Origin of the sequence: Geobacter sp. FeAm09, from assembly GCF_008330225.1 — a bacterium.
In the GTDB taxonomy this organism is placed as follows: Bacteria; Desulfobacterota; Desulfuromonadia; order Geobacterales; family Pseudopelobacteraceae; genus Oryzomonas.
This window is the reverse complement of the sequence record NZ_CP042466.1, coordinates 281,862-306,701: the sequence shown is the minus strand read 5'-3', so window position 1 is coordinate 306,701 and position 24,840 is coordinate 281,862. Positions and strand designations below refer to the sequence as shown.

General features: G+C 64.6%; 20 protein-coding genes. 13 read left to right on the top strand and 7 right to left on the bottom strand.

The features are described 5' to 3' along the window. Positions 1 to 163: 163 nt before the first annotated feature. Entirely contained in the window at positions 164 to 1,384 is a 1,221-nt protein-coding gene (locus FO488_RS01415; protein WP_149208893.1) for an ammonium transporter, read from the bottom strand. 234 nt (positions 1,385 to 1,618) lie between these two features. Here FO488_RS01415 and uvrC point away from each other — a divergent pair, with 234 nt between their 5' ends. Both uvrC and miaA read left to right on the top strand, forming a co-directional pair. Then, entirely contained in the window at positions 1,619 to 3,469 is a 1,851-nt protein-coding gene (uvrC, locus tag FO488_RS01410; protein WP_149208892.1) for an excinuclease ABC subunit UvrC, read from the top strand. 157 nt (positions 3,470 to 3,626) lie between these two features. Next, positions 3,627 to 4,601 (top strand): tRNA (adenosine(37)-N6)-dimethylallyltransferase MiaA, encoded by a 975-nt coding sequence (gene miaA / locus FO488_RS01405; protein ID WP_255516540.1) that lies wholly within the window; start codon positions 3,627 to 3,629, stop codon positions 4,599 to 4,601. A gap of 79 nt (positions 4,602 to 4,680) precedes the next feature. Here the strand turns inward: miaA and ndk are convergent, their stop codons facing one another. Next, positions 4,681 to 5,094 carry a nucleoside-diphosphate kinase gene (gene ndk / locus FO488_RS01400; RefSeq protein ID WP_149208890.1) on the bottom strand — a complete coding sequence of 138 codons (414 nt, stop codon included), beginning with the start codon at positions 5,092 to 5,094 and terminating at the stop codon, positions 4,681 to 4,683. Positions 5,095 to 5,275: 181 nt separating this feature from the next. Here ndk and htpX point away from each other — a divergent pair, with 181 nt between their 5' ends. From htpX to FO488_RS01365, 7 genes are all read left to right on the top strand, one after another. Then, positions 5,276 to 6,130 carry a zinc metalloprotease HtpX gene (gene htpX / locus FO488_RS01395; RefSeq protein WP_149208889.1) on the top strand — a complete coding sequence of 285 codons (855 nt, stop codon included), beginning with the start codon at positions 5,276 to 5,278 and terminating at the stop codon, positions 6,128 to 6,130. Continuing rightward, positions 6,127 to 7,485 (top strand): 16S rRNA (cytosine(967)-C(5))-methyltransferase RsmB, encoded by a 1,359-nt coding sequence (rsmB, locus tag FO488_RS01390; protein WP_149208888.1) that lies wholly within the window; start codon positions 6,127 to 6,129, stop codon positions 7,483 to 7,485. The genes htpX and rsmB overlap by 4 nt, the downstream gene beginning before the upstream one ends. Before the next feature lie 202 nt (positions 7,486 to 7,687). Continuing rightward, a complete protein-coding gene (gene rpe / locus FO488_RS01385; RefSeq protein ID WP_149208887.1) occupies positions 7,688 to 8,353 on the top strand; it encodes a ribulose-phosphate 3-epimerase in 666 nt (221 codons plus the stop codon). A 50-nt stretch (positions 8,354 to 8,403) separates the two neighbouring features. Beyond that, entirely contained in the window at positions 8,404 to 8,916 is a 513-nt protein-coding gene (locus FO488_RS01380; RefSeq protein WP_149208886.1) for a CoA pyrophosphatase, read from the top strand. A 10-nt stretch (positions 8,917 to 8,926) separates the two neighbouring features. After that, positions 8,927 to 9,853: a diguanylate cyclase gene (locus FO488_RS01375; protein ID WP_149208885.1), complete on the top strand. Its 927-nt coding sequence runs from the start codon at positions 8,927 to 8,929 to the stop codon at positions 9,851 to 9,853. A gap of 101 nt (positions 9,854 to 9,954) precedes the next feature. Next, the gene (locus FO488_RS01370) at positions 9,955 to 10,167 is read left to right on the top strand and encodes a hypothetical protein (protein ID WP_149208884.1); all 213 of its coding nucleotides are present in this window, start codon (positions 9,955 to 9,957) and stop codon (positions 10,165 to 10,167) included. Between the two features lie 167 nt (positions 10,168 to 10,334). After that, positions 10,335 to 11,783, top strand: a complete 1,449-nt coding sequence (locus tag FO488_RS01365) for a transglutaminase family protein (protein WP_149208883.1) — start codon at positions 10,335 to 10,337, stop codon at positions 11,781 to 11,783. A gap of 60 nt (positions 11,784 to 11,843) precedes the next feature. Here the strand turns inward: FO488_RS01365 and FO488_RS01360 are convergent, their stop codons facing one another. The 5 genes from FO488_RS01360 to metK all read right to left on the bottom strand — a co-directional run bounded on the left by FO488_RS01360 (position 11,844) and on the right by metK (position 18,661). After that, positions 11,844 to 12,371, bottom strand: a complete 528-nt coding sequence (locus tag FO488_RS01360) for a thermonuclease family protein (RefSeq protein ID WP_149208882.1) — start codon at positions 12,369 to 12,371, stop codon at positions 11,844 to 11,846. Positions 12,372 to 12,376: 5 nt separating this feature from the next. Beyond that, positions 12,377 to 14,749: a U32 family peptidase gene (locus tag FO488_RS01355; RefSeq protein WP_149208881.1), complete on the bottom strand. Its 2,373-nt coding sequence runs from the start codon at positions 14,747 to 14,749 to the stop codon at positions 12,377 to 12,379. A gap of 182 nt (positions 14,750 to 14,931) precedes the next feature. Beyond that, the gene (gene asd / locus FO488_RS01350) at positions 14,932 to 16,032 is read right to left on the bottom strand and encodes an aspartate-semialdehyde dehydrogenase (RefSeq protein ID WP_149208880.1); all 1,101 of its coding nucleotides are present in this window, start codon (positions 16,030 to 16,032) and stop codon (positions 14,932 to 14,934) included. 211 nt (positions 16,033 to 16,243) lie between these two features. Continuing rightward, positions 16,244 to 17,332, bottom strand: a complete 1,089-nt coding sequence (gene leuB, locus FO488_RS01345; RefSeq protein ID WP_149208879.1) for a 3-isopropylmalate dehydrogenase — start codon at positions 17,330 to 17,332, stop codon at positions 16,244 to 16,246. 162 nt (positions 17,333 to 17,494) lie between these two features. Next, positions 17,495 to 18,661: a methionine adenosyltransferase gene (gene metK / locus FO488_RS01340; protein ID WP_149208878.1), complete on the bottom strand. Its 1,167-nt coding sequence runs from the start codon at positions 18,659 to 18,661 to the stop codon at positions 17,495 to 17,497. Positions 18,662 to 18,884: 223 nt separating this feature from the next. On the opposite strand from metK, the gene FO488_RS01335 reads away from it, so the two are divergent. The 4 genes from FO488_RS01335 to FO488_RS20550 all read left to right on the top strand — a co-directional run bounded on the left by FO488_RS01335 (position 18,885) and on the right by FO488_RS20550 (position 24,833). Then, positions 18,885 to 19,397, top strand: coding sequence for a hypothetical protein (locus FO488_RS01335; protein ID WP_240732110.1), 513 nt, complete (start codon positions 18,885 to 18,887; stop codon positions 19,395 to 19,397). Further along, positions 19,397 to 21,469 (top strand): MXAN_6640 family putative metalloprotease, encoded by a 2,073-nt coding sequence (locus FO488_RS19570; RefSeq protein WP_205743322.1) that lies wholly within the window; start codon positions 19,397 to 19,399, stop codon positions 21,467 to 21,469. Before FO488_RS01335 ends, FO488_RS19570 begins: the two co-directional genes overlap by 1 nt. A gap of 24 nt (positions 21,470 to 21,493) precedes the next feature. Further along, entirely contained in the window at positions 21,494 to 22,513 is a 1,020-nt protein-coding gene (locus tag FO488_RS01325) for an efflux RND transporter periplasmic adaptor subunit (RefSeq protein ID WP_149208877.1), read from the top strand. 235 nt (positions 22,514 to 22,748) lie between these two features. After that, positions 22,749 to 24,833 carry an ATP-binding cassette domain-containing protein gene (locus FO488_RS20550; protein ID WP_370514306.1) on the top strand — a complete coding sequence of 695 codons (2,085 nt, stop codon included), beginning with the start codon at positions 22,749 to 22,751 and terminating at the stop codon, positions 24,831 to 24,833. Positions 24,834 to 24,840 lie beyond the last annotated feature (7 nt).

The window sequence follows — 24,840 nt, the reverse complement described above, 5'->3', positions numbered from 1 at the left end:
TCTTCTTGGCCAGCACGCGGCGCAATGGCGCACGGAGATCTGCGAAATGTCAGGTAAAATGCCTTTTAGATAGCATCTCTCCGTGGCCTTGTCAACGAAAGAAAAGGTTATTTCCATGTGTTAGGCAACTCCGTGCGCCGGAAAGCCGGACGCGTTCCGACGGTCACCGGACATGCTCCTCCGGATAGGCGCCGATACTGTGGATGGACAGGTCGGCCCCGGCGTATTCCTGCTCCGCGTCAAGCCGGATACCCACAGTCTTGCCGAGGATGCCGTAGACCACAAAACCGCTGGCCAGGGCGAAGACGATGGCCGAAAGGCTGCCGGCAAGCTGGGAGACGAAGGTGACCCCGCCCATGCCGCCCAGGGCCTTCTGCCCGAAGATGCCGGCGGCGATGCCGCCCCACGAGCCGATCACGCCGTGCAGCGGCCAGACCCCCAGAACGTCGTCGATCTTCAGGACTTCCTGCTCGTAGTGGAAACCGTAGACAAAGATGACCGAGGCGACGCCCCCCACCACGAAGGCGGCCAGGGGGTGCATGATGTCGCTGCCGGCACAGACGGCGATCAGGCCGGCCAGGGCGCCGTTATGGACGAAGCCCGGGTCGTTCTTGCCCGCCACCAGGGCCGCCAGCACCCCTCCCACCATGGCCAGCAGGGAATTGACCGCCACCAGGCCGGAGATCTTTTCCAGATTGCCGGCGCTCATGACGTTGAAGCCGAACCACCCGACAGCCAGTATCCAGGAGCCGAGCGCCAGAAAGGGAATGTTGCTGATGGGCAGAGGATGGGACTTGCCCTGGATGTAGCGCCCCATGCGCGGGCCGAGGACGAGTACGGCCGGCAGGGCGATCCAGCCGCCGATGGAGTGCACCACCACCGATCCGGCATAATCGTGGAATTCGGCCCCGCCGATGCCCTTGAAGATCCCCTGCAGCAGGGAGCTGTTTTTGCCCCAGATGAACGACTCGAACAGGGGATAGGAAAGCCCGGCGAAGACGGCGCCGGCGGTCACCTGGGGCCAGAACTTGGCCCGCTCCGCAATGCCGCCGGAGATGATGGCCGGGATGCAGGCGGCGAAACAGAGCAGGAAGAAGTAATGCACCAGGTCGTACCCCTGGGTCTTGCCCAGCAGCTCTTCAGCCGGCTTCAGAAAGGAGATGCCGTAGGCGATCGGAAAGCCGATCACGAAATAGACGATCGTGGAAACCGACCAGTCGGTGAGGATCTTGACAAAGGCGTTGACCTGGTTCTTTTTGCGCACCGTGCCCACCTCGAGGAAGGCAAACCCGGCATGCATGGCAAAGACCATCACCGCCCCCAACATCAGAAAAAGTACATCGCCGCTACTCTTCAAGCCAGTCACCGTTGACATGGTCTCCATGCTCGACTACCCCCATTGGTATTCGTGAAATATGCCCGCCGTTGGGCAAATTGTCTGGTGCATGCAAAATGGTTTCCATGTCGTATCGATTGGGCAACATACTGTAATTATGTGTTTTGCACTTGTATCAGGTCCCGCACCATGCCTATTTAATGGGCGCATGCACAATATTTATGCAAAAACCTGTCGAACGATTGGCTTTTCATTCCGGGCAGAAGCCGGTACTATTGCGCCATGAGCCTTGAGGACAAAATACGGCAGCTGCCCACCTCTCCCGGCGTGTACCTGATGCGCGACGGGAAGGGCGCGATCATCTATATCGGCAAGGCCCGCAACCTGCGCCAGCGGGTGCGCACCTATTTCGGCGCGACCGGCGACGGCCGCTACCACGTCAAGTTCCTGGTGGCCAAGGTGGCCGACATCGAGGTGATGCTCACCGACACGGAAAAAGAGGCGCTGCTCCTGGAGAACACCCTCATCAAGCAGCACCATCCCCGTTACAACCTGGACCTGAAGGACGACAAGACCTATTTTTCCCTGCGCCTCGACCCGCGGGAGGAGTTTCCCCGCTTTTCCATCGTGCGCAAGGTGCCACGCGACGGCGCCCGTTACTTCGGCCCCTACGCATCGGCCTCGGCGGCGCGGGAGGTGCTCCGCCAGATCACCCGCATGTTCCCGTTGCGCCACTACCCGCTCAAGGCCTGCATGGCCCGCAAGCGCCCCTGCCTCTACCACCAGATCGGCCAATGCAGCGCTCCCTGCCACGGCCTGATCTCCGCGGCCGACTATGCCGCCCTGGCGGAGGGCGCCGCCCTGTTTCTGGAGGGGAAGAGCAAACAACTGGTGACGGAGTTCAGGCGGCGCATGGCCGAGGCGGCCGAGGCGCTGCGCTACGAGGAGGCGGCCCGCTGGCGCAACCTGCTCCGCTCCATCGAGGTCACGGTGGAAAAGCAGAAGGTGGTCATGCGGGGGGGCGGGGACAGCGACGTTGTGGGGTATTTCCGCGACGGGACGCGCCTGGAGGTGGCGCTCCTGTTCATCCGGGGCGGGGTGCTGAGCGGCAGCCGCCTGTTCAGCCTGACCTGGGAACTGGACGATGCCGAGGGGGTAGCCTCGTTCCTGCACCAGTTCTATGGCGGCGAAACCTTCATCCCCGAGGAGATTCTGCTCCCCCTGGAAATCGAGGAGGCCGGGGCGCTGGCCGAACTGCTGGGTGAGGCCAGGGGGAAAAAGGTCGCCATAGCCCGCCCCGTGCGCGGCCTCAAGCGGGAATTGGTGGACTTGGCCGGCAAAAACGCCGCGGCCGCCCTGCGCGAGCGGGACGAGGCCGCCGCGTCGGCGGAAGCGGTGCTGGAGGAGTTGCGGCAGCGGCTCCACCTGACGCGGCTCCCCCACCGGATCGAATGCTACGACATCTCCACCATCCAGGGGCGCCACTCCGTGGGGAGCGGCGTCGCCTTCACCGATGCCCGGCCGGACAAGGCCCGCTACCGCCGGTACCGCATCCGTGACGTGCAGGGGCAGGACGATTTCGCCATGCTGGCCGAGGTTTTTTCCCGCCGCTTCCGCGAAGAGAAGGTGGCGGAGGCAGGGCTCCCGGACCTGGTGGTGGTGGACGGCGGCATCGGCCAGTTGAACGCGGCCCAGGAGATCGTCGCCGGCCTGGGGCTGACCGGGCGCTTCGACCTGGTATCCCTGGCTAAGAGCCGTACGGCCCGGGATGCGGCAGCGGCCACCATCAGCAAGAGCGACGAGCGGGTCTTCCTGCCGGGACGCAAGAACCCGGTGGTGCTGCGCCAGAACTCGGCACCGCTGCTCCTCTTGGCGGCCATCCGCGACGAGGCCCACCGCTTTGCCATCGGCTATCACCGCACCCTGCGCGGCAAGGAGGGGACCGCCTCGGGCATCGAGCAGATCCCCGGCATCGGCGCCAAACGGCGCACCGCCCTGCTCAGACACTTCGGCAGCCTGCAACGGCTGAAGGAAGCAAGCGTGGAGGAGATCGCCGCGGTGGCGGGGATGAACCCAACCATCGCCGCCACGGTCTTCGCCGGGCTGCACGGGGAGGACCCGCCCAATGACTGACGCCCCCTTCCCCAGGAACCTGTCGAAAAACCCAGGTTGTTCAAAAATAGCCGGATCGTCGCACCCGGAGAATGCCCCGAGGAGGCAGCCCCCTCTCTATCTCTCCCCCAGAGGGGGAGAGCATGCCGTGCCCTCTCCCTCCGGGGAGAGGGATTGGGTGAGGGACCGCAGCGCTACGCCGCACGAGAGGGCGCTCGAGGATGGCGGCGAGACGGCTGTTTTTGAACAACCTGCCTTTAACCTCCTTACCGTACTTGGCCCGACCGCCTCCGGCAAGACCCGCCTGGCCGTGGCCCTGGCGGGGGAACTGAACGGCGAGATCATCTCGGCCGATTCGCGTCAGGTATTCCGGGGCATGGACATCGGCTCCGGCAAGGACCTGCACGAGTACGGCACGATCCCCTTTCACCTGATCGACATCCTGGACGCCGGCGGGGAATTCAGCGTCTTCGCCTTCCAGCGCCTGTTCATCGAGGCGTTCGAGTCGATCACCGCCCGCGGCCGCCTGCCGCTTCTGTGCGGCGGCACCGGCATGTACCTGGACGCGGCCCTGCGCGGCTACCGGCTGGCGGAAGTGCCCGAGGACCCGGCCCTGCGGGCGGAGCTGGCCCCGCAGAGCGACGCCGAACTGGCGGCCATGCTGCGGGAATTGCGGCCGGAGCAGCACAACGGCACCGATCTGGCGGACCGGCGGCGCACCATTCGCGCCATCGAGATCGCCCGCCACGAACGGAGCCGGACAACGGCGGCGGAGCCGCTCCCCGCCATCCGCCCCCTGGTGATCGGCATCCGCTGGGAACGGACCGAACTGCGACGCAGGATTACGGAACGCCTGCGGCAGAGACTGGGCAGCGGCATGATCGAGGAGGTCCGGGGGCTCCACGACCGGGGGATCGCCTGGGAGCGCCTGGATTACTATGGCCTGGAGTACCGTTACGCGGGGATGCTGGTGCGGGGAGAACTGACGCGCAACGACATGTTCCAGAAACTGAACAGCGCCATCCACGACTTTGCCAAGCGCCAGGAGACCTGGTTCCGCAGGATGGAGAAAAACGGGGTGGCCATCCACTGGGTGGACGGGGCGGGGGATCCGCTGGCGGAGGCGCGGCGGATCATCAGGACCGGACCATGAGGAACGAAACGATTTTCGCCATAAAAAAAAGGCCCTCCAAACGAAGGGCCTTTTCCGGTCGGTTTCAGGAAAAAAGGGACTACACCAGTTCGAAGGCGTTGAAGAAGTAGGGGATCTCGAAAGCGGCCGTTTCGGGAGCATCGGAACCGTGGGCCGAGTTTTCCTCGATGTTGATGGCGAAATCCTTGCGGATGGTGCCCGCCTCGGCATTGGCCGGGTTGGTGGCGCCCATCAGGGTGCGCCAGTCGGCGATGGCGTTTTCCTTCTCCAGGCAGAGCACGATCACCGGGCTGCGGGACATGAAGGCGCACAGATCGTTGAAGAAGGGGCGCTCCTTGTGCACGTAGTAGAAACCTTCGGCCTGCTCCCTGGTCAGCTTGATCTTCTTCATGCCGCGAATGGCGAAGCCGTTGGCCTCGATCCTGTCCAGAATCTTTCCGGCCAGCTTGCGCTCGACGGCGTCCGGCTTGATGATGGCGAATGTACGTTCCATTGTTTCCTCCAATAGTCTCAAAATGTGATCGAGTTACATAGCATCGCCACGGACACTTGTCAAGTTTATTTAGCCGGTTAGGCCATCCACGCCCGCCCTCCCCTTGCGCTTTTCAGCGGCAATGATTATTATGATGGGGACAGATCTGCTCTGCTTATTTTGAACGTTGCGAGGTACTCTGATGAATATGCTGAAGACAACACTGCTCATGGGACTCCTGACCGTCCTTCTGGTGACCATCGGGGCCGCCCTTGGCGGCAAGGGGGGCATGACCATGGCCTTTCTGCTGGCCGCGGGGATGAACTTCTTCTCCTACTGGTTCTCGGACAAGGTGGTCCTCTCCATGTACGGCGCCCGCCAGATCGAGGAGGCGGACGACCCGCGCTTTTACGGGATCGTGCGCCGCCTGGCCCAACGGGCCGGCCTCCCCATGCCCAAGGTGTACCTGATCGACTCCGACACCCCCAACGCCTTTGCCACCGGCCGCAACCCGGAGCATGCCGCCGTGGCGGCCACCACCGGCATCATGCGCATCCTGGGCGATGACGAACTGGCGGGGGTCATGGCCCATGAACTGGCCCACGTCAAGAACCGGGACATCCTCATCTCCACCATCGCCGCCACCTTTGCCGGGGCGATCACCTACCTGGCCCACATGGCCCAATGGGCCGCCATCTTCGGCGGCAGCCGGCGCGACGACGACGAGGGGGGCGGCGTCTTCGGCATGATCCTCATGGCCATCCTGGCCCCCATCGCCGCCATGCTGGTGCAGATGGCCATCTCCCGTTCGCGGGAATTCGGCGCCGATGCCGGCGGGGCCAGCATCTCCGGCAATCCGCTCTCCCTGGCCAACGCCCTGCAGAAACTGGAGATGGCCAACCAGCGCCTCCCCATGGAGGCAAATACGGCCACGGCCCATATGTTCATCGTCAATCCCCTGACCGGCGGCGGCCTGATGACCCTCTTCTCCACCCACCCTCCCATCCTCGAGCGGGTGGCGCGTCTGCAGGACATGTCGCGGACGCACAGCTATTGAGCGGCCAGGCCCCCATCACCGCCAACCCCCGCCTGGCCGCCTGCCGGGTCCTGCTCCGCATCGCCAAGGAGGGAGGCTTCGCCGACCGGCTCATCGACCACGAACTTGAGAAGGGACACCTGATCGGACCGGACCGGGGGTTGTTCCCGGAGCTGGTCTTCGGCGTGCTCCGCCGCCGGGGCAGCCTCGACCACATCCTGGCGCAACTCCTGGACAAACCGCTCGATACGCTCCAGCCCCCGGCCCTGACGATCCTGCGCCTGGGACTGTACCAACTGGCCTATCTGGACCGGATTCCCGAATCCGCCGCCGTCAACGAATCGGTCAACCTGGCCAAGGAGATGGTGCCCCGCGCCGGCGGCCTGGTCAACGCCGTGCTGCGCACTTACCTGCGCCGCAGGGACGGCCTCACCTTTCCCGATCCCGTCGCCAATCCGGCCGCCGCCATTGCCGCCCGCCACTCCCAGCCGGAATGGCTCGTGGCCCAGTGGCTCGACCAGCTCGATCGCCCGGAAGCGGAGACCCTGGCCGAGGCGTCGTCACGACAACCGCCCCTCACCCTGCGCGCCAACACCCTGCGGACGACGCGGGACGAACTGCTGGGCCTTTTCACCGAGAACGACGTGTCCGCGGCCCCCTGTTGCCACTCCCCCCACGGCATCCTGGTAGAGGGGCGGCACCAGATCCCCACTCTGCCCGGCTACCGGGAGGGTCTGTTCTGCGTGCAGGACGAGGCATCCCAGATGGTCGCCCTGTTCCTGGACCCGCAGCCGGGGGAACGGGTGCTGGACTGCTGCGCCGCGCCGGGGGGCAAGGCGACCCACCTGGCGCAGTTGATGGCGAACCGCGGCGAACTGCTGGCCACGGACATCTCCCGCACCAAGCTGCCGGTGATCCGGGAGGCGGCCCTGCGGCTCGGCATCGCCTGCCTCACCGTCGCCACCGCCGACCTGCACCGCCCCGAGACGCTTCCGGCAGGGGCCTTCGACCGGGTTCTCCTGGACGCCCCCTGTTCCGGCCTGGGGGTCATCCGCCGCAACCCGGAGGCAAAGTGGCGGCTCACGCCGAACGATATCCTGCGCCTGGCCGCCGCCCAGAAGGTCATGTGCGCCAACGCCGCAGCCCTGGTGAAAAGCGGCGGCATTCTCGTCTATTCCACCTGTTCCACCTCCCGGGAGGAGAACGAACAGGTGGTGCAGGATTTTCTTTCGCGCCACCCCGATTATGTGCTAGAAAACCTGAATGAACTCTTCCCGAACAACCGGGAACTTTTCACGGCCGAGGGGATGTTCCGGGCCTGGCCCCACCGCCACGGCATGGACGGCTTCTTCGCGGCGCGGCTGAGAAGGCTGTAGGCACACCTGCCACAGAGACACGGAGACACAGAGGAAACCCAGGAGAAAGACAAACACAATACGGCAATTCCGGATGAAGGTGGCCTCTCTGTTTTTTCTGCCGTTCTCCGAGTACCTCTGTGTCTCTGTGGCAGATTTTGACCTTGTTTTGATTTCTCGTGCCTCTGTGGCTCCGTGGCAAAAACGAATCTGGAGTTTTCCCATGAAAAAAATCGCCCCCTCCATCCTCTCGGCCGACTTTTCCCGCCTCGGCGACGAGATCCGCGCCGTGGAGGCCGCCGGCGCCGATTACATCCACATCGACGTCATGGACGGCCACTTTGTCCCCAACATCACCATCGGCCCGCTGATCGTGGAGGCGGCTCGCCGGGTGACCAGCCTGCCGCTGGACGTGCACCTGATGATCGAAAACCCCGACCGCTACATTCCGGACTTTGCCGCCGCCGGGGCCGACATCATCGTGGTGCATGCCGAGGCGGTCCACCACCTGCACCGCACCGTGCAGCTGATCCGCTCCCTGGGCAAGAGGGCCGGCGTATCCCTCAACCCGGCGACCCCCCTCAACGCCCTGGAGTACGTGCTCGCCGATCTGGACCTGGTGCTGCTGATGACCGTGAACCCCGGCTTCGGCGGCCAGAGCTTCATCGAGGCGTGCCTGCCCAAGATCCAGGCCCTGCGCGCCATGCTCGACCGGCGCGGCGGCGAGGCGGAACTGGAGGTGGACGGCGGCGTCAAGACCGCCAATATCGCCCGCATCGCCCATGCCGGCGCGGATGTCTTCGTGGCCGGCAGCGCCGTCTTCGGCAGCCCGGACTACGCCGCCACCATCGCCGAAATGAAGCGCCTGACCAGGGAGACGATGCTCTGAACCTGCCGGAGCGCGCCCGCGCAGCCCTGGCGGCCCGGAGCCGCAGGACCATGGAGGCGGGGCCGGTACCGGCCGCCGTGCTGCTGCCGCTTTTCCTGCGCAACGGCGACTACCACCTGCTCTTCACCAAACGGACCGACCACCTGCTGCACCACAGCGGGGAGATCTCCTTTCCCGGCGGCGCCCTCAACCCGGAGGAAGAGCCGGAGCAGGGGGCCCTGCGCGAGACCTGGGAGGAGGTCGGCATCCATCCCTCCCACGTGGAGATCCTGGGAACCCTGGACGATTTCTACTCCATCCACCATTATCTGGTGACCCCTCTCGTGGGGGTCATCCCGGGAGACTATCCCTACGCCGTCAACCGGGACGAGATCGAGCGCATCATCGAAGCGCCGATCACCCATTTCCTCGACCCCGCGGTCCTGCGCATGGAGCCGCGCCAGTGGCAGGGAAAGTCCCTCATGGTGCGCCACTACGATTTTCGCGGGGACGACATCTGGGGCCTGACCGCAGCCATTCTGGCCCAGTTTTTAGAAATTGTGTTTGATGGTAAATTGGAGTAAATATACCCGCATGTCCAACAGCGTTCTGATCATAGACGATTCGGATACCGTTCGCGAACGGATCATCCATACGCTGGAGTCGTATGAGCTGTTCTCCCGCTACCACGAGGCGGACGATGGCCTGGAGGGCTTCAAGAAGCTGCTCTCCTCCCCCGTGGACGTCATTCTCTGCGATCTGGAAATGCCCCGCATCGACGGCTTCAAATTCCTGAATATGATCAAGGCGCGCCCCGACCTGCAGGACGTGCCGGTCATCATCCTGACCGGAATGAACGATCGGGAGTTGAAGCTCAAGGGGCTCGAACAGGGCGCCAGCGATTACATCACCAAGCCCTTCGATCCCGAGGAACTGGTGGCGCGGGTCAAGGTGCACCTCAAGATCAAACACCTCCAGGACGACCTGAAGCGCACCAACGAGCTCCTTCTGGAGCTGTCCAATACCGACCACCTGACCGGCCTCTTCAACCGTCGCTACCTGATGGAGGCGCTGGAGAAAGAGTTCCAGCGCAGCCTCCGCAAGGGGGGCAACCTCTCCCTGATCATCCTCGACATCGACCACTTCAAAAAGGTCAACGACACCTACGGCCACCTGCAGGGCGACATCGTGCTGAACAAGGTGGCGCTCCAACTCCAGAAGGAACTCCGCAGTTACGACATCGCCGCCCGCTACGGCGGCGAGGAGTTCGTCGCCCTCCTGCCGGACGCCATGCTCAAGGAGGCGCTGTTCGTTGCCGAGCGGGTCCGCCAGGCGGTCCAGGGGACCAAATTCAACGGGGCGCTCGCTTCCCTGGCGATCACCGTCAGCATGGGGATCGCCACGCTGCCGACACCCGAAGGCGCAACGGTTGACAACTTCATCAAGATGGCCGACGACGCCCTCTACCGGGCCAAGGCCAACGGCAGGAACCGGGTGGAATACCTTACCAACACCCCCTGAGCAGACTTCGGCCGTGCCGTGCGTGATCGATGCCGCGGCACGGCACGCCAAGCGCGGTACCCCAGGCGGCACGTCCCCTACGACCGGAAGGAGAGCTGAATATGGATCTGACCCTCGACGAACAGCGACTGATTGCCGAATACCGGAGATTGACCGCCACGGGCAGGGACGACCTGCTGGCCTACGCAGCGGCGCTGCTGCGCCAGGCCGGAACCGAAACGAACGGCGAGAACGACACGGCAACGAATCAGTGCCGGCTGAAGAGTGCCGAGCCACATCCGGAAGCGGAGAAAACGCCCTTTTTTACCGAATAGTATCCAGGCGACCTGCGGATCTTCTGTAACCGAATGCCAATCTCTTCCGTCTTTCCTGCATTCCCTGCGACTACTGCGTCCGCCGCAGGCGGTCGTCACCTGTGGCGCAGCATCGGCAGCCCCAACAGCACCATCTGCCGCACCCCTTCTTGAAAAAAGGAGCATTCATGAAAATAGCCATCCGCGTCCTCATTGCCCTGGCCCTCACCCTGACCGCCGTATTCCCCGCCACGGCCGCCCAATTCAAAAAGCTGGACAAACCGCCGCTTTCGGAACGCTGGTTCGGAATCTACGTGGACAATGAGCGGGTCGGTTTCTATCGCCAGGCGATCTCCGAGGCCCCGGACGGCTACCGGATCGAGGGCGACGGCAGCGTACGCATGAAGGTCATGGGATTTTCCAAGGAATCGTCCATGCGCGAAACCTATCTGGTGGGCAAAGGCCTCGCCCTGCGCTCCTTCGAGGTGGAGCAGGCCATCAACGGCAGCGCCTCGCGCATCTCCGGCAAGGTGGGGGGCAACATCATACGCATCACAAGCGTGGCCAACGGCAAAAAAACGGAGAAACAGCTCAAATATAAAGGCGAGGTCTATCCCGGGCCGGCGCTCAACCTCTACCCCCTGATGCGCGACCTTTCCCCCGGCAAATCCTACACCACCCTGACCTTTGATCCGGAGGAGCTCAAGGTCAAGGAGGTCAAGATCAGCGTTCTGGGACAGGAGAATACGCCAAGCTCCCAACCGGCCATCAAGTTGCGCAACAACCTGTATCCCTTCGTCAACAACGACATCTGGGTGGACGACCAGGGGAACACTCTCCTGGAGTCGGTACGGGACGGCCTGGTGATCACCAGGGCCGAAGAGCCCACGCAGCTCGGTTCGTTTGTGGGTGGGGTGGCCTTGGCCAAGAAGGATCTGATCTATGATTTCAGCCTGGTGCGGGCCGAACCGCCCATCAAGGATTCCAAGAAACTGACCGGCCTCAGTGTGGAAATCAGCGGCTGGAACGACAATCTGCCGCTCCGGCGGGATGGGGGTCAGACGGTTGAGAAAAGCGGCGAGGGGCGGATCGCCATCAAAACCGGGCGGGCCGTTCCGGAGACGGCACTCCAGGACAAAGCGGCGACAGCCCGGGAGAGCGACCTGAAACCGGCCGACAAGATCGAATCCGATGCGCCGGAGATCACGGCCAAGGCCAAGGAACTTGCGGCAGGCAGGAAGGAGCCGCAGGAGGTCGCCAAGGCCCTGGCCTCATGGACCTCCGACTGGCTGCGCGACACGGTGGAAGACGGCGGGGGGGCACTTGCCAGCTTCAAATCCCGCAGCGGCAACTGCCAGACCCATGCGCGCCTCTATACGGCCCTGGCCCGGGCGGCCGGCATCCCGACCCGATTCGTTTCGGGGCTGGTCTACCTGGACGGCAAGGGCTTCCTCTACCACAGCTGGGCCGAGAGCCTGCTGAACGGACGCTGGGTGGCCATCGACCCGACCTACGACCAGATGCCGGCCGACCCGACCCACCTGAAACTGCTGGAAGGGCATCTGCCGGAGGATATGGCGCCGATCGTCACCATCATCGGCAGGATTCATGTCAAGGTGCTGGAAGCCAAGTATTAGCAGGTTGTTGAAAAACAGCCTGTTAGGGGCCGCGCAGGCAGCTTCCCGTTGTGATGCGGGCTAACGGCGGCCGCGGCGCTTGCCGCTTCCCTCCTGGGCATGGCGGAACTCCCAGGGCGGCTGCGGATTGGCGTCCCGCCACAGGCCTTTGTGCCGGGCGCGGGCCAACTCCTCCACGCCGATATACTCCGAGGCGTACGGCCCCTGCAGGTACTGGCGGTAGGCCCAGGCCATGCCCTCCGCCACCATGTCCCGGTTGACGTCGCGGCCGGCATGGCGGATGACCGCCACCGTGCGGTGATACTGGTCCACATCCATGACCTCCACGGAGACCTGGCGCCCCATGATCTTGTACATCAGGGTCCGTCGGGAGATCTCCCCGAAGGGTTGTCCCGGGCTGTCCGGCTTGGTGGTTTCAGGGGCATCGATACCGTACAGGCGCACCTTGAGCCGGCTGTCGTCCCGGGTAGCCACCAAAACCGTGTCGCCATCGTAGACCGCCCGCACCATCCCGCCGATGATGCGCCCCGCGTGGGCATCGGCACCAAGGGCCAGGAACAGCGCAAGGGCGACGAAAAATATCTTCATGGCAATCACACCAGTTCCGCAGCGTAGTTGAATTCCGTCGTACCGGGAATCTCGCGCCCCGCCTTGAAGGCCGCCAGGATGCCGTTCCAACTCTCCCGGGGGGCCTGGCGCAGGTCGATCACATAGGAGCCGCACCCCGCCCGGCGCAGCTCGCCGTGACGGGCGGTCAGGGAATAGGGGGTGGCGGCGGAGATGGTCTGGAGGCCATCCCGGCTGGTGACACTGTACGCCTCTCCCCGGTCCGAGTGAAGCGGAATGTTGCTGTGCACGTCCTTGATACGGATCTTGGTGGTCATGACCGGCAATGGCGCATAGGCGATCACCCGCCGTTCCACGTCGATCCCTGCGGCCAGAAGCTCCGCCAGGTTGGCGGCGTCGTCCTCGATATACAGGGTGCAGGTCTCGGCCCCCAACTCCTGCCAGGCGGCAAGGGCCTGGCTGTTGAGGGAAAAGCAGCGGTGCCAGGTGGAGATGCGCAGGTCCGCCAGTCCCTTGAACAGATGGAAGTGGGAGAGGTTGGCCGCCTCGAAGCGCCGGAATCCGGCCTGGTGCAGTTGACGCAGGGTGTCGCGGTACAGCGGCATGTCCCGGTCGAAGATCATGAAGGGGAGCTGCCAGATCATGCGCTCCTCCAGGCCGCGCATGCGGGGGATTACCCCGGGGAGCTGGTGGATGCCCGCCCGGGAAAGCGGCAGGATCGTGGCGTCGGCACCGCTTTGCAACGGGAAGCGCCACTCCTTTGGCTGGTCCATGACCACCGCCAGGGCCTCCTTGGGAGCGGCATGGGGTGGCCCTGCGCGAAATGTGGCCACATCGCGCAGGGCCGCACTCCGGGCCGCGGCGATCCGCTCCCGGAACCCCGTGGCAAGTGCCTCGTCCAGTTGCCGGTAGAACTGCCGCCGCACCTCCTTGAAGATGGCCGACGGTATGAGCACCGCCGGAAAGTCCGGAGCCTCCAGAGATTCCAGCAGGAAGGGGGTCTCGCCGGTCCTGGCGAACTGCCCCTGGAGCACCGCCTGCATGTCGCCGCTGCGGGCCGGCTCCAGCGGGCCGAGGGGAAACTGGAAGGTGTGCGGCACGCCGCCGACCTCGGCCTCCAGATGCATGACGTTGTCGCGCAGGGCGGCCCGCAACCGGCACGGCACCTTGTCCCGCTGCACCGACTCCAACCGCCGCAGGCAGGCGTTCTCGCTCAGGGTGAAGGCTTCGCGGGAAGAGACCTTGTAGACCGAGTCCCCGACGCTGAAACGGAAGGGGGTCTCCACCTCCACCACGCTCCCCGCCCGGGCTTCCATCACCTTTTTGCGCCCCACGAACAACTCGCGCACGGTCCAGGCCTGGCCGGCCATATCGCTCTTGGGCTGGGCCCGCAGCCGATCCCCCACATACAGGGCGTCCCGGCTCTCGAAGGTCAGGCGGTTGCCCTTGACTCCCCTGATCTGGCCGACGAAACGCCCGGTCCCCCCCTTTTGCCAGGGGTTGGCGATATCGTCCGGCTGCTGTGAGGCCAGAAAACCCTTGGTCGGGGTACGGCCGAAGGAATATTTCAGGATCTCCTTGGCGGCGGCCAGCGCCTCCTTGCGGGACCGTTCCGGCGCATCCAGGACCAGGCGGTAGGCCTCGACCACGCTGGCCACGTACTCGGCCGATTTCATGCGCCCCTCGATCTTGAGGGACTTCACCCCGGCCCGGGCCAGTTCCGGCAGCATGTCGATGGCCGACAGGTCGCTGGTGGAAAAATAATGACCCTCTTTGCCGCGATGGTTGTAGAGGCGGCGGCAGGGCTGGGCGCAACGCCCACGGTTGCCGCTGTGCCCCCCCAGGTAGGAGGAGAAGAAGCACTGCCCCGAGACCGAGAAACAGAGGGCGCCGTGGACAAAGGTCTCGATCTCCACCGGCGTGGCCGCGGCAATGGCCGCCACCTCGTCCAGGGCCAGTTCCCGGGCCAGGACCGCCCGCTGAAACCCCATCTCCTCCAGCATCTTGACACCGGCCGTGTTGTGGATGGTCATCTGGGTCGAGGCGTGGAGCGGGATGGTGGGGAAGTGACGGCGGATCAGCCGGGCCACGGCCAGATCCTGGAGGATCACCCCATCCACCCGCATCCCCGCCAGGGCGGCCAGGGTCTCCACCAGTTGGGGCAGTTCCTTCTCATTGACCAGGGTGTTGAGAGTGATATAGATTCGCCGGCCGTGGCCATGGGCGTAGGCCAGCATCCGTTCCATCTGGGCCAGGGTGAAGTTCTTGGCCCGGGCCCGGGCGGAGAAATCGCGCATGCCGGCATAGACCGCGTCGGCCCCCTTTTCCATGGCGGCGAAGAAGGACTCCAGCGACCCGGCCGGGGCCAGGAGTTCGGGTTTGTTCACTACTGAGTTCATGGCAACCTTTGCAAAAGCGAAAGCGCCCCCACGAGAGGGGCGCTCGGATATTACCTAAAGAACGTGATTTTTGCGCAAGGTCAAGGCTGTCGAGGGGGCACGCCGAGACGGAGCAGCGCTACGTTGCAGGCGGGAGCCCGAAGACTTACGCGGAGCTTGCGCAAAAGGCACGTTCTCATTCATTACTTCTCGACAAGGATACGCAACATGCGCCGCAGCGGCTCCGCCGCACCCCACAGGAGCTGGTCGCCGCAGGTGAAGGCCTGCAGGTAGTGGGGTCCCATCTTCATCTTGCGCACCCGGCCGACCGGAACCGTCAGGGTGCCGGACACCACCGCCGGGGTGAGTTGGGCCAGGGTGTCGGCCTTGGTGTTGGGCACCAGTTTGGCCCATTGGTTGTCGTTGGCGATCAACTGCTCGATGTCGGCCAGCGGCACATCCTTGGTGAGCTTGATGGTCAACCCCTGGCTGTGGCAGCGCATGGCGCCGACCCGCACGCAAATGCCGTCCACCGGGATCGGCGTCGCCGTGCCCAGGATCTTGTTGGTTTCGGCAAACCCTTTCCACTCCTCGCGGCTCTGGCCGTCCTCCACCTCCCGGTCGATCCAGGGGAGCACGCTCCCGGCCAGGGGGTAGCCGAACTCCTTCTTGGGCATGACATCGCTGCGCAGGGTGGCGGTCACCTTCCGGTCGATCTCCAGAATGGCCGACGAGGGGTCCTTGAGCAGGTGCGCGACCGAGTCGTGGAGGACCCCTTTCTGGGCCAGGAGTTCGCGCATGTTGGGGGCGCCGGCGCCGGAGGCCGCCTGGTAGGTCATGGAGGTGAGCCATTCCACCAGCCCGGCCCGGAACAGCCCGCCCAGGCCCATCAGCATCAGGGATACGGTGCAGTTGCCGCCGATGAAGTCCTTCTGTCCTTTGGCCAGGGCACTATCGATGACGTTGCGGTTGACCGGGTCGAGGATGATGACCGCCTCCGGCTCCATGCGCAGGGTGCTGGCCGCGTCGATCCAGTAGCCGTTCCACCCCTCTTTGCGCAGTGCCGGGTGGATGGCCTTGGTGTAGTCGCCCCCCTGACAGGTGAGGATGACGTCGAGCTTCTTCAACTCGGCGAGATCGTCGGCGCTCTTGAGGGTGCCGGCGTTCATGGGGGCAGGCTGCCCGGCCTGGGACGTGGAGAAGAATACCGGCTCGATACCGGTAGCAAAATCACCCTCCTCCTGCATCCGCTGCATGAGGACCGAGCCGACCATACCGCGCCAACCGACGATTCCGACTTTCATAGTCTGTTCCTTTTCCCGAATATGTGATTAGTTACACCTGACTCCGTGACGAGTGAACGGCGGAACGAGCGACATGCCGGAGTCCAACGCCGCCCATTCAGCATCATGCCGGCTTTGCCGTGCGTCCTCCGCAACGGTGGAGACACGGCCGGCAATGCCGGGACTGAGGCATGGTAAGCGAAAGGAGCCGTTCAGGCGCCACGGATTCAGGTTACAGCGCCGCGATGATGGCGTCGCCGATCTCTTTCGTGTTCACCAATTTTTCGCCTTCCTTCTTCTGGTAGATGTCGCGGGTGCGGAAGCCCTGGTCCAGGACTTTGGCCACGGCGTTGTCGATGGCGTCGGCCGCTTCGATCATGCCGAAGGAAAAACGGAGCATCATGCCCGCCGAAAGAATCTGGGCGATGGGGTTGGCGATCCCCTGGCCGGCAATATCCGGGGCCGAGCCGCCGGACGGTTCGTACATGCCGAAGGTCCCCTCGGCCAGGGACGCGGACGGCAGCATGCCCAGGGAGCCGGTCAGCATGGCGGCCTCGTCGGAGAGGATGTCGCCGAACATGTTCTCGCACAGGATCACGTCGAACTGCTTGGGCCAGCGCACCAGTTGCATGGCGGCGTTGTCCACGTACATGTGGGACAGCTCCACGTCCGGGTACTCCTTGGCAATCGTGGTGACGATCTCGCGCCACAAGACCGAACTGGAGAGGACATTGGCCTTGTCGATGGAGCAGACCTTTTTGCCCCGCTTGCGGGCCGCCTGGAAGGCCACGTGGGTAATGCGCTCGATCTCCGGCACGGAGTAGCGCATGGTATCCACGCCGATCCGGTCCCGGCCGTTCCCCTCGATGCCCTTGGGCTGGGAGAAGTAGATGCCGCCGGTCAACTCGCGGATGACCAGGACGTTGAAGCCGCCTGCGATGACCTCCTCCTTGAGCGACGAGGCGCCGGTCAGGGACGGAAAAATGATGGCCGGCCGCAGGTTGGCGTAGAGGCCGAAGATCTTGCGCAGGGGGAGCAGCGCTCCCCGCTCCGGCTGCTCGTCGGGCGGAAGGGTCTCCCACTTCGGCCCGCCCACCGAGCCGAACAGGATGGCGTCGCTGGCCCGGCAGATATTCACCGTCGTCTCGGGCAGAGCCCTGCCCTCGTTGTCGATGCCGGCCCCGCCCACATTGGCGTGGGTCCGCTCGAAGGTCACCTGATATTTCGTTTCAATGGCGTCCAGCACCCGCAACGCCTCGGCCATCACCTCCGGTCCGATGCCGTCGCCCGGCAGAACCGCTATCTTATACGCCTGTGCCATGTAAATCTCCTCTATCGTTCCTCGTGGTATACTAATTTCTATACCCCTGTTTTGTCAACAGCGGGTATCGTACCGGAAAACAAGGCCGGGGCGGTTTCGCAACCGCCCCGGCCTTGGCCATCCATTCGGCAGGATGTATGCAATGCTGTGCGGCTGGGGCGCTTAGATACCCGCCTTGGTCTTGAGAATCGCCGCCTTGTCGGTCTTCTCCCAGCTGAATTCGGGCAGCTCACGGCCGAAGTGGCCGTAGGCGGCGGTCTTTTTGTAGATCGGACGGAGCAGGTCGAGCTGTTCGATGATGGCGCGGGGACGCATGTCGAATACCTCGCGCACCAGTTCCGCCAGACGGTCTTCGCTCACCTTGCCGGTGCCGAAGGTATGCACCATGATGGAAACCGGCTGGGCCACGCCGATGGCATAGGCCACCTGCACCTCGCACCGCTCGCACAGGCCGGCGGCCACCAGGTTCTTGGCCACATAGCGCCCCATGTAGGCCGCCGAGCGGTCCACCTTGGAGGGGTCCTTGCCGGAGAAGGCGCCGCCGCCGTGACGGCCCATGCCGCCGTAGGTATCGACGATGATCTTGCGGCCGGTCAGGCCGCAGTCGCCCATGGGGCCGCCCACCACGAAACGGCCGGTGGGGTTGATGAAGTAACGGGTATCGGCATCCAGCAGCTCGGCCGGGATGACCTTCTTGACCACCTCGGCGATCACCCGCTCCTCGATCTCCTTGTGGGTCACGTCGGGGGTATGCTGGGTGGAGATGACCACCGTGTCGATGCGGCTCGGCTTGCCGTCCACGTATTCGACGGAAACCTGGGACTTGGAGTCGGGGCGGAGGAAGCTCAACTGGCCGGATTTGCGCACCTCGGCCAGCTTGGCCACCAGTTCGTGGGCCAGCTGGATCGGCATCGGCATGAGTTCCGGGGTTTCGTTGCAGGCGTAGCCGAACATGAGCCCCTGGTCCCCGGCGCCCTGCTCCTTGTGCAGGCCGTCACCCTCGTTGACCCCCTGGGCGATGTCGGGCGACTGCCGGTCGACGGAAACCAGCACCGCGCAGGTGTCGGCGTCGAAGCCCATCTCGGAGTCGGTGTAGCCGATCTCCTTGATGGTGTTGCGCACGATCTCGGAATAGTTGATGACGGCGTTGGTGGTGATCTCTCCGGCGATGACCGCCATGCCGGTGGTCACCAGAGTTTCGCAGGCCACGCGGGCCGTTTTGTCCTGGGCGAGAATGGCATCGAGGATGGAATCGGAGACCTGATCGGCGACCTTGTCGGGATGGCCTTCGGATACCGACTCTGAGGTGAATATGAATTTTTCGGACATGAAGCGGGACTCCTCTCTGGTGACGATGATTTGCTCTATAAGACCCTGGAACCGATCGAATCGGCGCCCAAAATAAAATATGCAGAATGAACCTGTTAATTTATAAATATGTGTCTGATTTGTCAAGCAAAGATAGTCGGATTTCATTCCGTTTGACTCGCACCCGCAACTTACTGCACAATAGCACGGATTTCGGGAATTACCGCCCTTTCGGAGCCGTCCCATGCCCACCGCTTGCACCCTCATGTCCGCCGTGATCGTCTGCCTGCTCCTGGGGGGTGCGGCCATTGCGGCCTCGAAACGGCCGGCGGCCCTCTGGAATTATTACCATTTCGACGGAAACGGCTTTGTCGCCGGCCAGGCGGCAGGCGGGAAGCGCGTCGTGGCGGTGCGGGCCGGGGTCCGCCCGGTGGTGGCGCCTCCCGAGGCAAAGATCGAGGCGGTCCGCCTGCCGGCAGGCACCGGGGCCGTGGCCGGCATCTGTTACATCCAGAGCGCGGGCGGCAAGCTGGCCGGCGGGACCGGCTACCTGGCCGCCCCTGCCATGCGCCTGCCGGTCTCAGCGGGCAACAACGTCGTGACGACGGTGCAGGCCGACGAACAGGGATATTTCATCGCCGTGCTCCCGGCAGGGCGGTATCTGGTGGGGGAAGGCCCACTGGCCAGTGAAGTGCGGGTGGAAAACGATCAAACGACGCTCATGGCGGTACGGGTGGGCAAAAGGATGGTGGACTGATGAAAATGGCGCTCTCGAGGCTTGCAGTGGCGTTTGCCTGCGTGCTTGGCCTCTCCCTGCCGGGATTGGCCGGACAGCTTGACGACTATTACCTGGCCGCATTCAACGAACAGAGCAGCAGCGCCCTGGAAAAGGCCATCCTGTCCACGGCGACGGAAACAGCCGGGGCCGTCCAGTGCGGGACGCCGCTCAAACATGGACTCAGCCGGGACTGGAACCTGCTGGAGTCGGCAACCCGGCAGGTCCTGGCCAAACAACTGGCCGCGCCGACGCTGACGGGCGAGGCGACCATCCTTTCCAGCGGCGGGCACTTCCTGATCCACTATGCCACATCGGGCAGCGATGTCCCGACACCGGCCACCGGGTATACCATCACATCCTGGGTGCAGGCCGTGGCCGACACCTTCGAGAACGTCTACGCAGTCTACATGACCACCGACGGCTACCACCCGCCGCCGGGCACCCCGTACCACATCTACCTGCGCAGCCTGGCCGCGCTGCGGATCTACGGGCAGACCACCTCGACCTCTTCGTCGCCCGCCACCGGCTTTGCCTATGCCTACGGCAGCTACATCGAGATCGACAAGGATTTCACCAGTTCGGTCTTTCACCCCCTGGTCTACACGCCCCTGCAGAGCCTCCAGATCACCGCGGCCCACGAGTATCACCACGCCATCCAGTACGGCTACAACTTCTTCTTCGATATCTGGTACGCCGAGGCGACCTCCACCTGGTACGAGGATGAACTGTACGACAACGTGAACCAGCTTTACGCCTATCTCGACGCGACACTGCTGAACACGAACCTGAGCCTCGACATCGCCGCCGACACCACCACGGGGGGCGGGTACGGCCGCTGGCTGTTCAACCGACATCTTGCCGAGGCCCATGGGGGGCAGAGCATGGTGCGCGGCATCTGGGAGCGCCTGGCGGCAACGACGCCGGCCGGCCAGAGCGATATCCCCATGGCAGCCATAATCGACACCTCGTTGCAGGCCAGCGGCTCAAGCCTGGCCACGGATTTCCTCGGGTATGCCGGCAAGCTGTACACCGGCGCCTGGAGCACCCACCCGTCGGAGGTGCGGTTGATCCCGACACCGACCATGACGGGAACCTTCACCTCCTACCCGGTGACGGTTACCTCCGTTCCCTCCCCATCCATAACCCTGCCCCATTACTCGTTCGCTTTCTTCCGCATGGTGCCGTCGGCAACCTCGCCGGCCACACTGACCATCACCCTCACCGCCGATGCCGGCATTTCGGCGGTTGCGTTCCGCAAAACAGGGAGCAGCATCGCCTCGTTCACCCCCGGCAGCGGCAGCAACGTGATAACCATACCCGGTTTCGGCACGGCTACCGAGGTCGTGCTCCTTTTGGCAAACACCACCGGCAGCGACAACCTCTTTGCCGGATTCAGCAGCGACGGGACGCAAATCACCTACGCCCTGCCGGGAACGACCATCCTGTCGGCCACCGCCGCCACGGCCCCGGCGGCCGTTACCCTCTCATGGGCCGCGGTGACCGGGGCGACGAGCTACCGGATCTACCGCTCGTCCAGCTCTTCCACCTCCCTGGCCCTTTACAAGGAAACATCGGCAACCTCGTTTACCGACAGCGACGTGGTCGTCGACCACACCTATTATTACGCAGTACTGCCCGCCACGACGGCGGGGCTCACTGGTCCCGCTTCCCAGGTGGCAAGCGTGACGGTTTCGACGCCCCCCGCCACATCCTCCGGCGGTGGCGGGGGCGGCTGCTTCATCGCCACGGCCGCCTACGGCAGCTACCTCCACCCCCAGGTCCGGATACTTCGCGAGTTCCGCGACCGTTACCTGCTGACCAACGCCCCCGGCCGGGCCTTTGTGGGGCTCTATTACCGCCTCAGCCCGCCGCTGGCCGACGTCATTGCCCGCCACGAAACCCTGCGCTGGGCGGCACGGCTGGTTCTGACGCCGGTTGTCATGGCCGTTGTCCACCCCGTAGCCATGGCCGCTGCCCTGATGATGGCGGCAGCCCTCTCTATCCCGCTGCGGCGACGGTACAGAAGGATTTTCCAGCCCGTCTGGCATTGAACTGAACACCCGGGGAGGCCTTTGATGCACGGGAAGAAGATGATTATCGCCGCCGTCATTGTCGCCCTAGTGGCAATGACGGTATTTTTCGTCATGCGCCGCCAGCCGGCGGAGTCGGATACGCTCAAGGTTTCCGGCACCATAGAGGTCACCTCGGTCGAGCTGTCGTTCAAGGTCGGCGGCCGCCTGGCCCAACGCCTGGTGGACGAGGGGGAGATGGTCACGGCCGGCCAATTGGTAGCGCGCCTGGAGGATGACGAGCTGAAAGAGGACAAAAACGCCCGGGCTGCCGAAAAACGGGCCGCCCAGGCTGCCCTGGCCGACCTGCAGGCCGGCAGCCGCCGGGAGGAGATCGCCCAGGCCGAGGCGGTCCTGGCGCGGCTGCGGGCCGATGCCGAACGTTTGAGGAAGGATGCCCTCCGGTCGGAGGCGCTCTTCAAGCGCGAGGTGATCCCCCTGAAAGACCTGGATGCCGCCCGGGCCGGGCGCGACGCCTCGGCCGCCGCGGTACGCGAGGCCGAACAGCGCGTAAGGCTGCTGCGCATCGGTCCCCGGCCCGACGCAGTGCGACAGGCAAAGTCGCATGTAGAAGCCACCGAGGCCGGGCTGGCCCTGAGTGAAACGCGCCTTTCCCAGAGCATGCTCACCGCCCCCCTGACGGGGCTGGTCCTGGCAAAACACGCCGAGCAGGGGGAGATGCTGGCCGTGGGCGCCCCGGTGGTCACCATCGGCAAGATGGACGAAGTCTGGCTCAAGGCCTATATCCCGGAAGCCGAGATGGGGCGGGTCAAGGTGGGGCAGCCGGCGCGGGTCACGGTGGATACCTGGCCGGGCAGGGCCTTTGCGGGAACCGTATCTTTCATCTCGCCCGAGGCGGAGTTCACCCCCAAGAACGTCCAGACCGAAAAGGAGCGGGTCAAGCTGGTCTACCGCATCAAGATCACCATGGCCAACCCCAGGATGGAACTGAAGCCGGGCATGCCGGCCGATGCGGTGATCGAGACCGGAAGCCGGAAGGACGCACCCCAGGGGGCCAACCGTTGACGCCGGGCCTGTTTGCCGCACACCTTTCCCCTATTGACAGGTTGTTGAAAAACTCAGGTTGTTCAAAAATAGTCAGATCGTCGCACCCGCAGAAGGCCCCGCGGAGGCGTGGCAGGCCTACTCCGCCGAAGCAGCTTTGGCTGCGAAGGCCGGGCGCTACGCCGCACAAAAGGGCTTTCGAGGACGAAGGCCTGATGGCTATTTTTCAACAATCTGTTAAAGAAGGCGAACCTGCATGGCCATTGTAGCCACCGATCTTACCCGTCGCTTCGGCGGTCTGACCGCCGTGGACGGCCTGACCCTGTCCGTGCCCCCCGGCGAACTGTTCGGACTGGTGGGCTCCGACGGCGCGGGCAAGACCACCACCATCCGCATGCTGACCGGCGTGATGGACCCGACCGGCGGCGATGCCCGGGTCTTGGGCTGCCCCTGCCGCGACCTGGAACCGGTCCGGGGCGATATCGGCTACATGAGCCAGCGCTTCGGCCTGTACCCGGACCTGACCGTGGCCGAGAACATCCGGTTCTATGCCGACATCTTCGGCGTGGCGCGCCGCGAGCGCCGGGAGCGGACCGAACACCTGCTCGCCTTCAGCAACCTGGCCCCGTTCCGTGACCGCAAGGCCGCCAACCTTTCCGGCGGCATGAAACAGAAGCTGGGGCTGGCCTGCGCCCTGATCCACACCCCCAAGGTCCTGTTCCTGGACGAGCCGACCAACGGGGTCGATCCGGTCTCGCGCCGGGACTTCTGGCGCATCCTCTACGGCCTCTTGCGGGAAGGGGTGACCATCTTCGTGGCCACCGCCTACCTGGACGAGGCGGACCGCTGCCACCGGGTCGGCCTGATCCACAAGGGGCGGCTTTTGGCCTGCGACAAACCGGTTGCCCTGCGGCATCTGGCCGGCGGGAACGTGCTGGAACTGGTCACCCCCAATGCGCGTGGGGCGGCCCAGATGCTGCGGCGGGAGCGCCCCGACCTGGGCGTCGCTCTGTTCGGCGACCGGCTCCACCTGACCAGCGAGACGCCGGAGCGCTCCGACCGGGAGGTGCGGGAACTGTTCCGGCGCGCCGGCATGGAGTTGCAGGCCCTGGAACCGGTCGAACCGTCCCTGGAGGACTGCTTCGTCGCCATGATCGGCGAAGCGGACAGGCAGCAGGAGCCGTCGTCTTCCCCCCCTACCAGGTTTTCGGAAAATTCAGGTTGTTCAAAAATAGCCAGATCGTCGCACCCGCAGAATGCCCTGAGGAGGCGTAGCAGGCCTACTCCGCCGAAGCAGCTTTGGCTGCGAAGGCCGGACGCTACGCCGCACGAAAGGGCGTTCGAGGATGGCGGCGAGATGGCTGTTTTTCAACAACCTCCCACCGGGGAACCGGCCGTGTCGGTGCGGGGCCTGACCCGCCGCTTCGGCGACTTCATTGCCGTCAACGCCATCGACCTGGAGGTGGCCCAGGGTGAGATCTTCGGCTTTTTGGGCCCCAACGGCGCCGGTAAATCCACCACCATCCGCATGCTGTGCGGCATCCTGGAACCCTCCGCCGGCGAAGGCCGGGTGGCGGGATGCGACGTTATGCGCCAGCCGGAACAGATCAAGACGCGCATCGGCTACATGAGCCAGAAATTCTCCCTGTACGAGGACCTGACCGTGGAGGAGAACATCGCCTTCTACGGCGGTATCTACCGTATTCCCGCGGAAAAGCTGGCCCGGCGTGCGGAATGGGTGATCACCATGGCCGGCCTGGAAGAGCGGCGCCGCTCCAAGGCGGGCGAGTTGTCCGGCGGCTGGAAGCAGCGGCTGGCCCTGGGATGCGCCATGCTGCACGAGCCGCCGGTGATCTTCCTGGACGAGCCGACCTCGGGGGTGGACCCCATCAGCCGCCGCTCCTTCTGGGACCTGATCAACCGCCTGGCCGCCGGCGGCGTGACCGTGTTCGTCACCACCCATTACATGGACGAGGCCGAATACTGCGACCGACTGGCCATGATCTACCGGGGGGAGCTGGTGGCCCTGGGGAGCCCGTCGGAACTGAAACAGGGGCATATGGCCGAAGAGGTTCTGGAAGCGGCCTGCGAACGCCCCCAGGACCTGCTGGAAGAACTGGAACGGCTCCCCGGCGTGCGTCATGCGGCCCTGTTCGGCCGCGGCGCCCACGTGGTGACCGAAGACGGCGCCGCCACCGAAACGGCCCTGGCCGCCTCGCCCCTGGCCAAACAGGTGCGTCTGCGCCGGGTGCTCCCCTCCCTGGAGGATGTGTTCGTTTCCCTGATCGAGGCGCGGGACCGGGCCGAGGGATCGAGCCGGGTGCAAAGAGAGAACCCATGACGGGCCC

Bases quoted from the DNA above. Each gene is read 5' to 3' on its own strand.
- FO488_RS01415 (WP_149208893.1), bottom strand. From the start codon at position 1,384: ATGGAGACCATGTCAACGGTGACTGGCTTGAAGAGTAGCGGCGATGTA.
- uvrC (WP_149208892.1), top strand. From the start codon at position 1,619: ATGAGCCTTGAGGACAAAATACGGCAGCTGCCCACCTCTCCCGGCGTG.
- ndk (WP_149208890.1), bottom strand. From the start codon at position 5,094: ATGGAACGTACATTCGCCATCATCAAGCCGGACGCCGTCGAGCGCAAG.
- htpX (WP_149208889.1), top strand. From the start codon at position 5,276: ATGAATATGCTGAAGACAACACTGCTCATGGGACTCCTGACCGTCCTT.
- rpe (WP_149208887.1), top strand. From the start codon at position 7,688: ATGAAAAAAATCGCCCCCTCCATCCTCTCGGCCGACTTTTCCCGCCTC.
- FO488_RS01380 (WP_149208886.1), top strand. From the start codon at position 8,404: ATGGAGGCGGGGCCGGTACCGGCCGCCGTGCTGCTGCCGCTTTTCCTG.
- FO488_RS01375 (WP_149208885.1), top strand. From the start codon at position 8,927: ATGTCCAACAGCGTTCTGATCATAGACGATTCGGATACCGTTCGCGAA.
- FO488_RS01370 (WP_149208884.1), top strand. From the start codon at position 9,955: ATGGATCTGACCCTCGACGAACAGCGACTGATTGCCGAATACCGGAGA.
- FO488_RS01365 (WP_149208883.1), top strand. From the start codon at position 10,335: ATGAAAATAGCCATCCGCGTCCTCATTGCCCTGGCCCTCACCCTGACC.
- FO488_RS01360 (WP_149208882.1), bottom strand. From the start codon at position 12,371: ATGAAGATATTTTTCGTCGCCCTTGCGCTGTTCCTGGCCCTTGGTGCC.
- FO488_RS01355 (WP_149208881.1), bottom strand. From the start codon at position 14,749: ATGAACTCAGTAGTGAACAAACCCGAACTCCTGGCCCCGGCCGGGTCG.
- asd (WP_149208880.1), bottom strand. From the start codon at position 16,032: ATGAAAGTCGGAATCGTCGGTTGGCGCGGTATGGTCGGCTCGGTCCTC.
- leuB (WP_149208879.1), bottom strand. From the start codon at position 17,332: ATGGCACAGGCGTATAAGATAGCGGTTCTGCCGGGCGACGGCATCGGA.
- metK (WP_149208878.1), bottom strand. From the start codon at position 18,661: ATGTCCGAAAAATTCATATTCACCTCAGAGTCGGTATCCGAAGGCCAT.
- FO488_RS01335 (WP_240732110.1), top strand. From the start codon at position 18,885: ATGCCCACCGCTTGCACCCTCATGTCCGCCGTGATCGTCTGCCTGCTC.
- FO488_RS19570 (WP_205743322.1), top strand. From the start codon at position 19,397: ATGAAAATGGCGCTCTCGAGGCTTGCAGTGGCGTTTGCCTGCGTGCTT.
- FO488_RS01325 (WP_149208877.1), top strand. From the start codon at position 21,494: ATGCACGGGAAGAAGATGATTATCGCCGCCGTCATTGTCGCCCTAGTG.
- FO488_RS20550 (WP_370514306.1), top strand. From the start codon at position 22,749: ATGGCCATTGTAGCCACCGATCTTACCCGTCGCTTCGGCGGTCTGACC.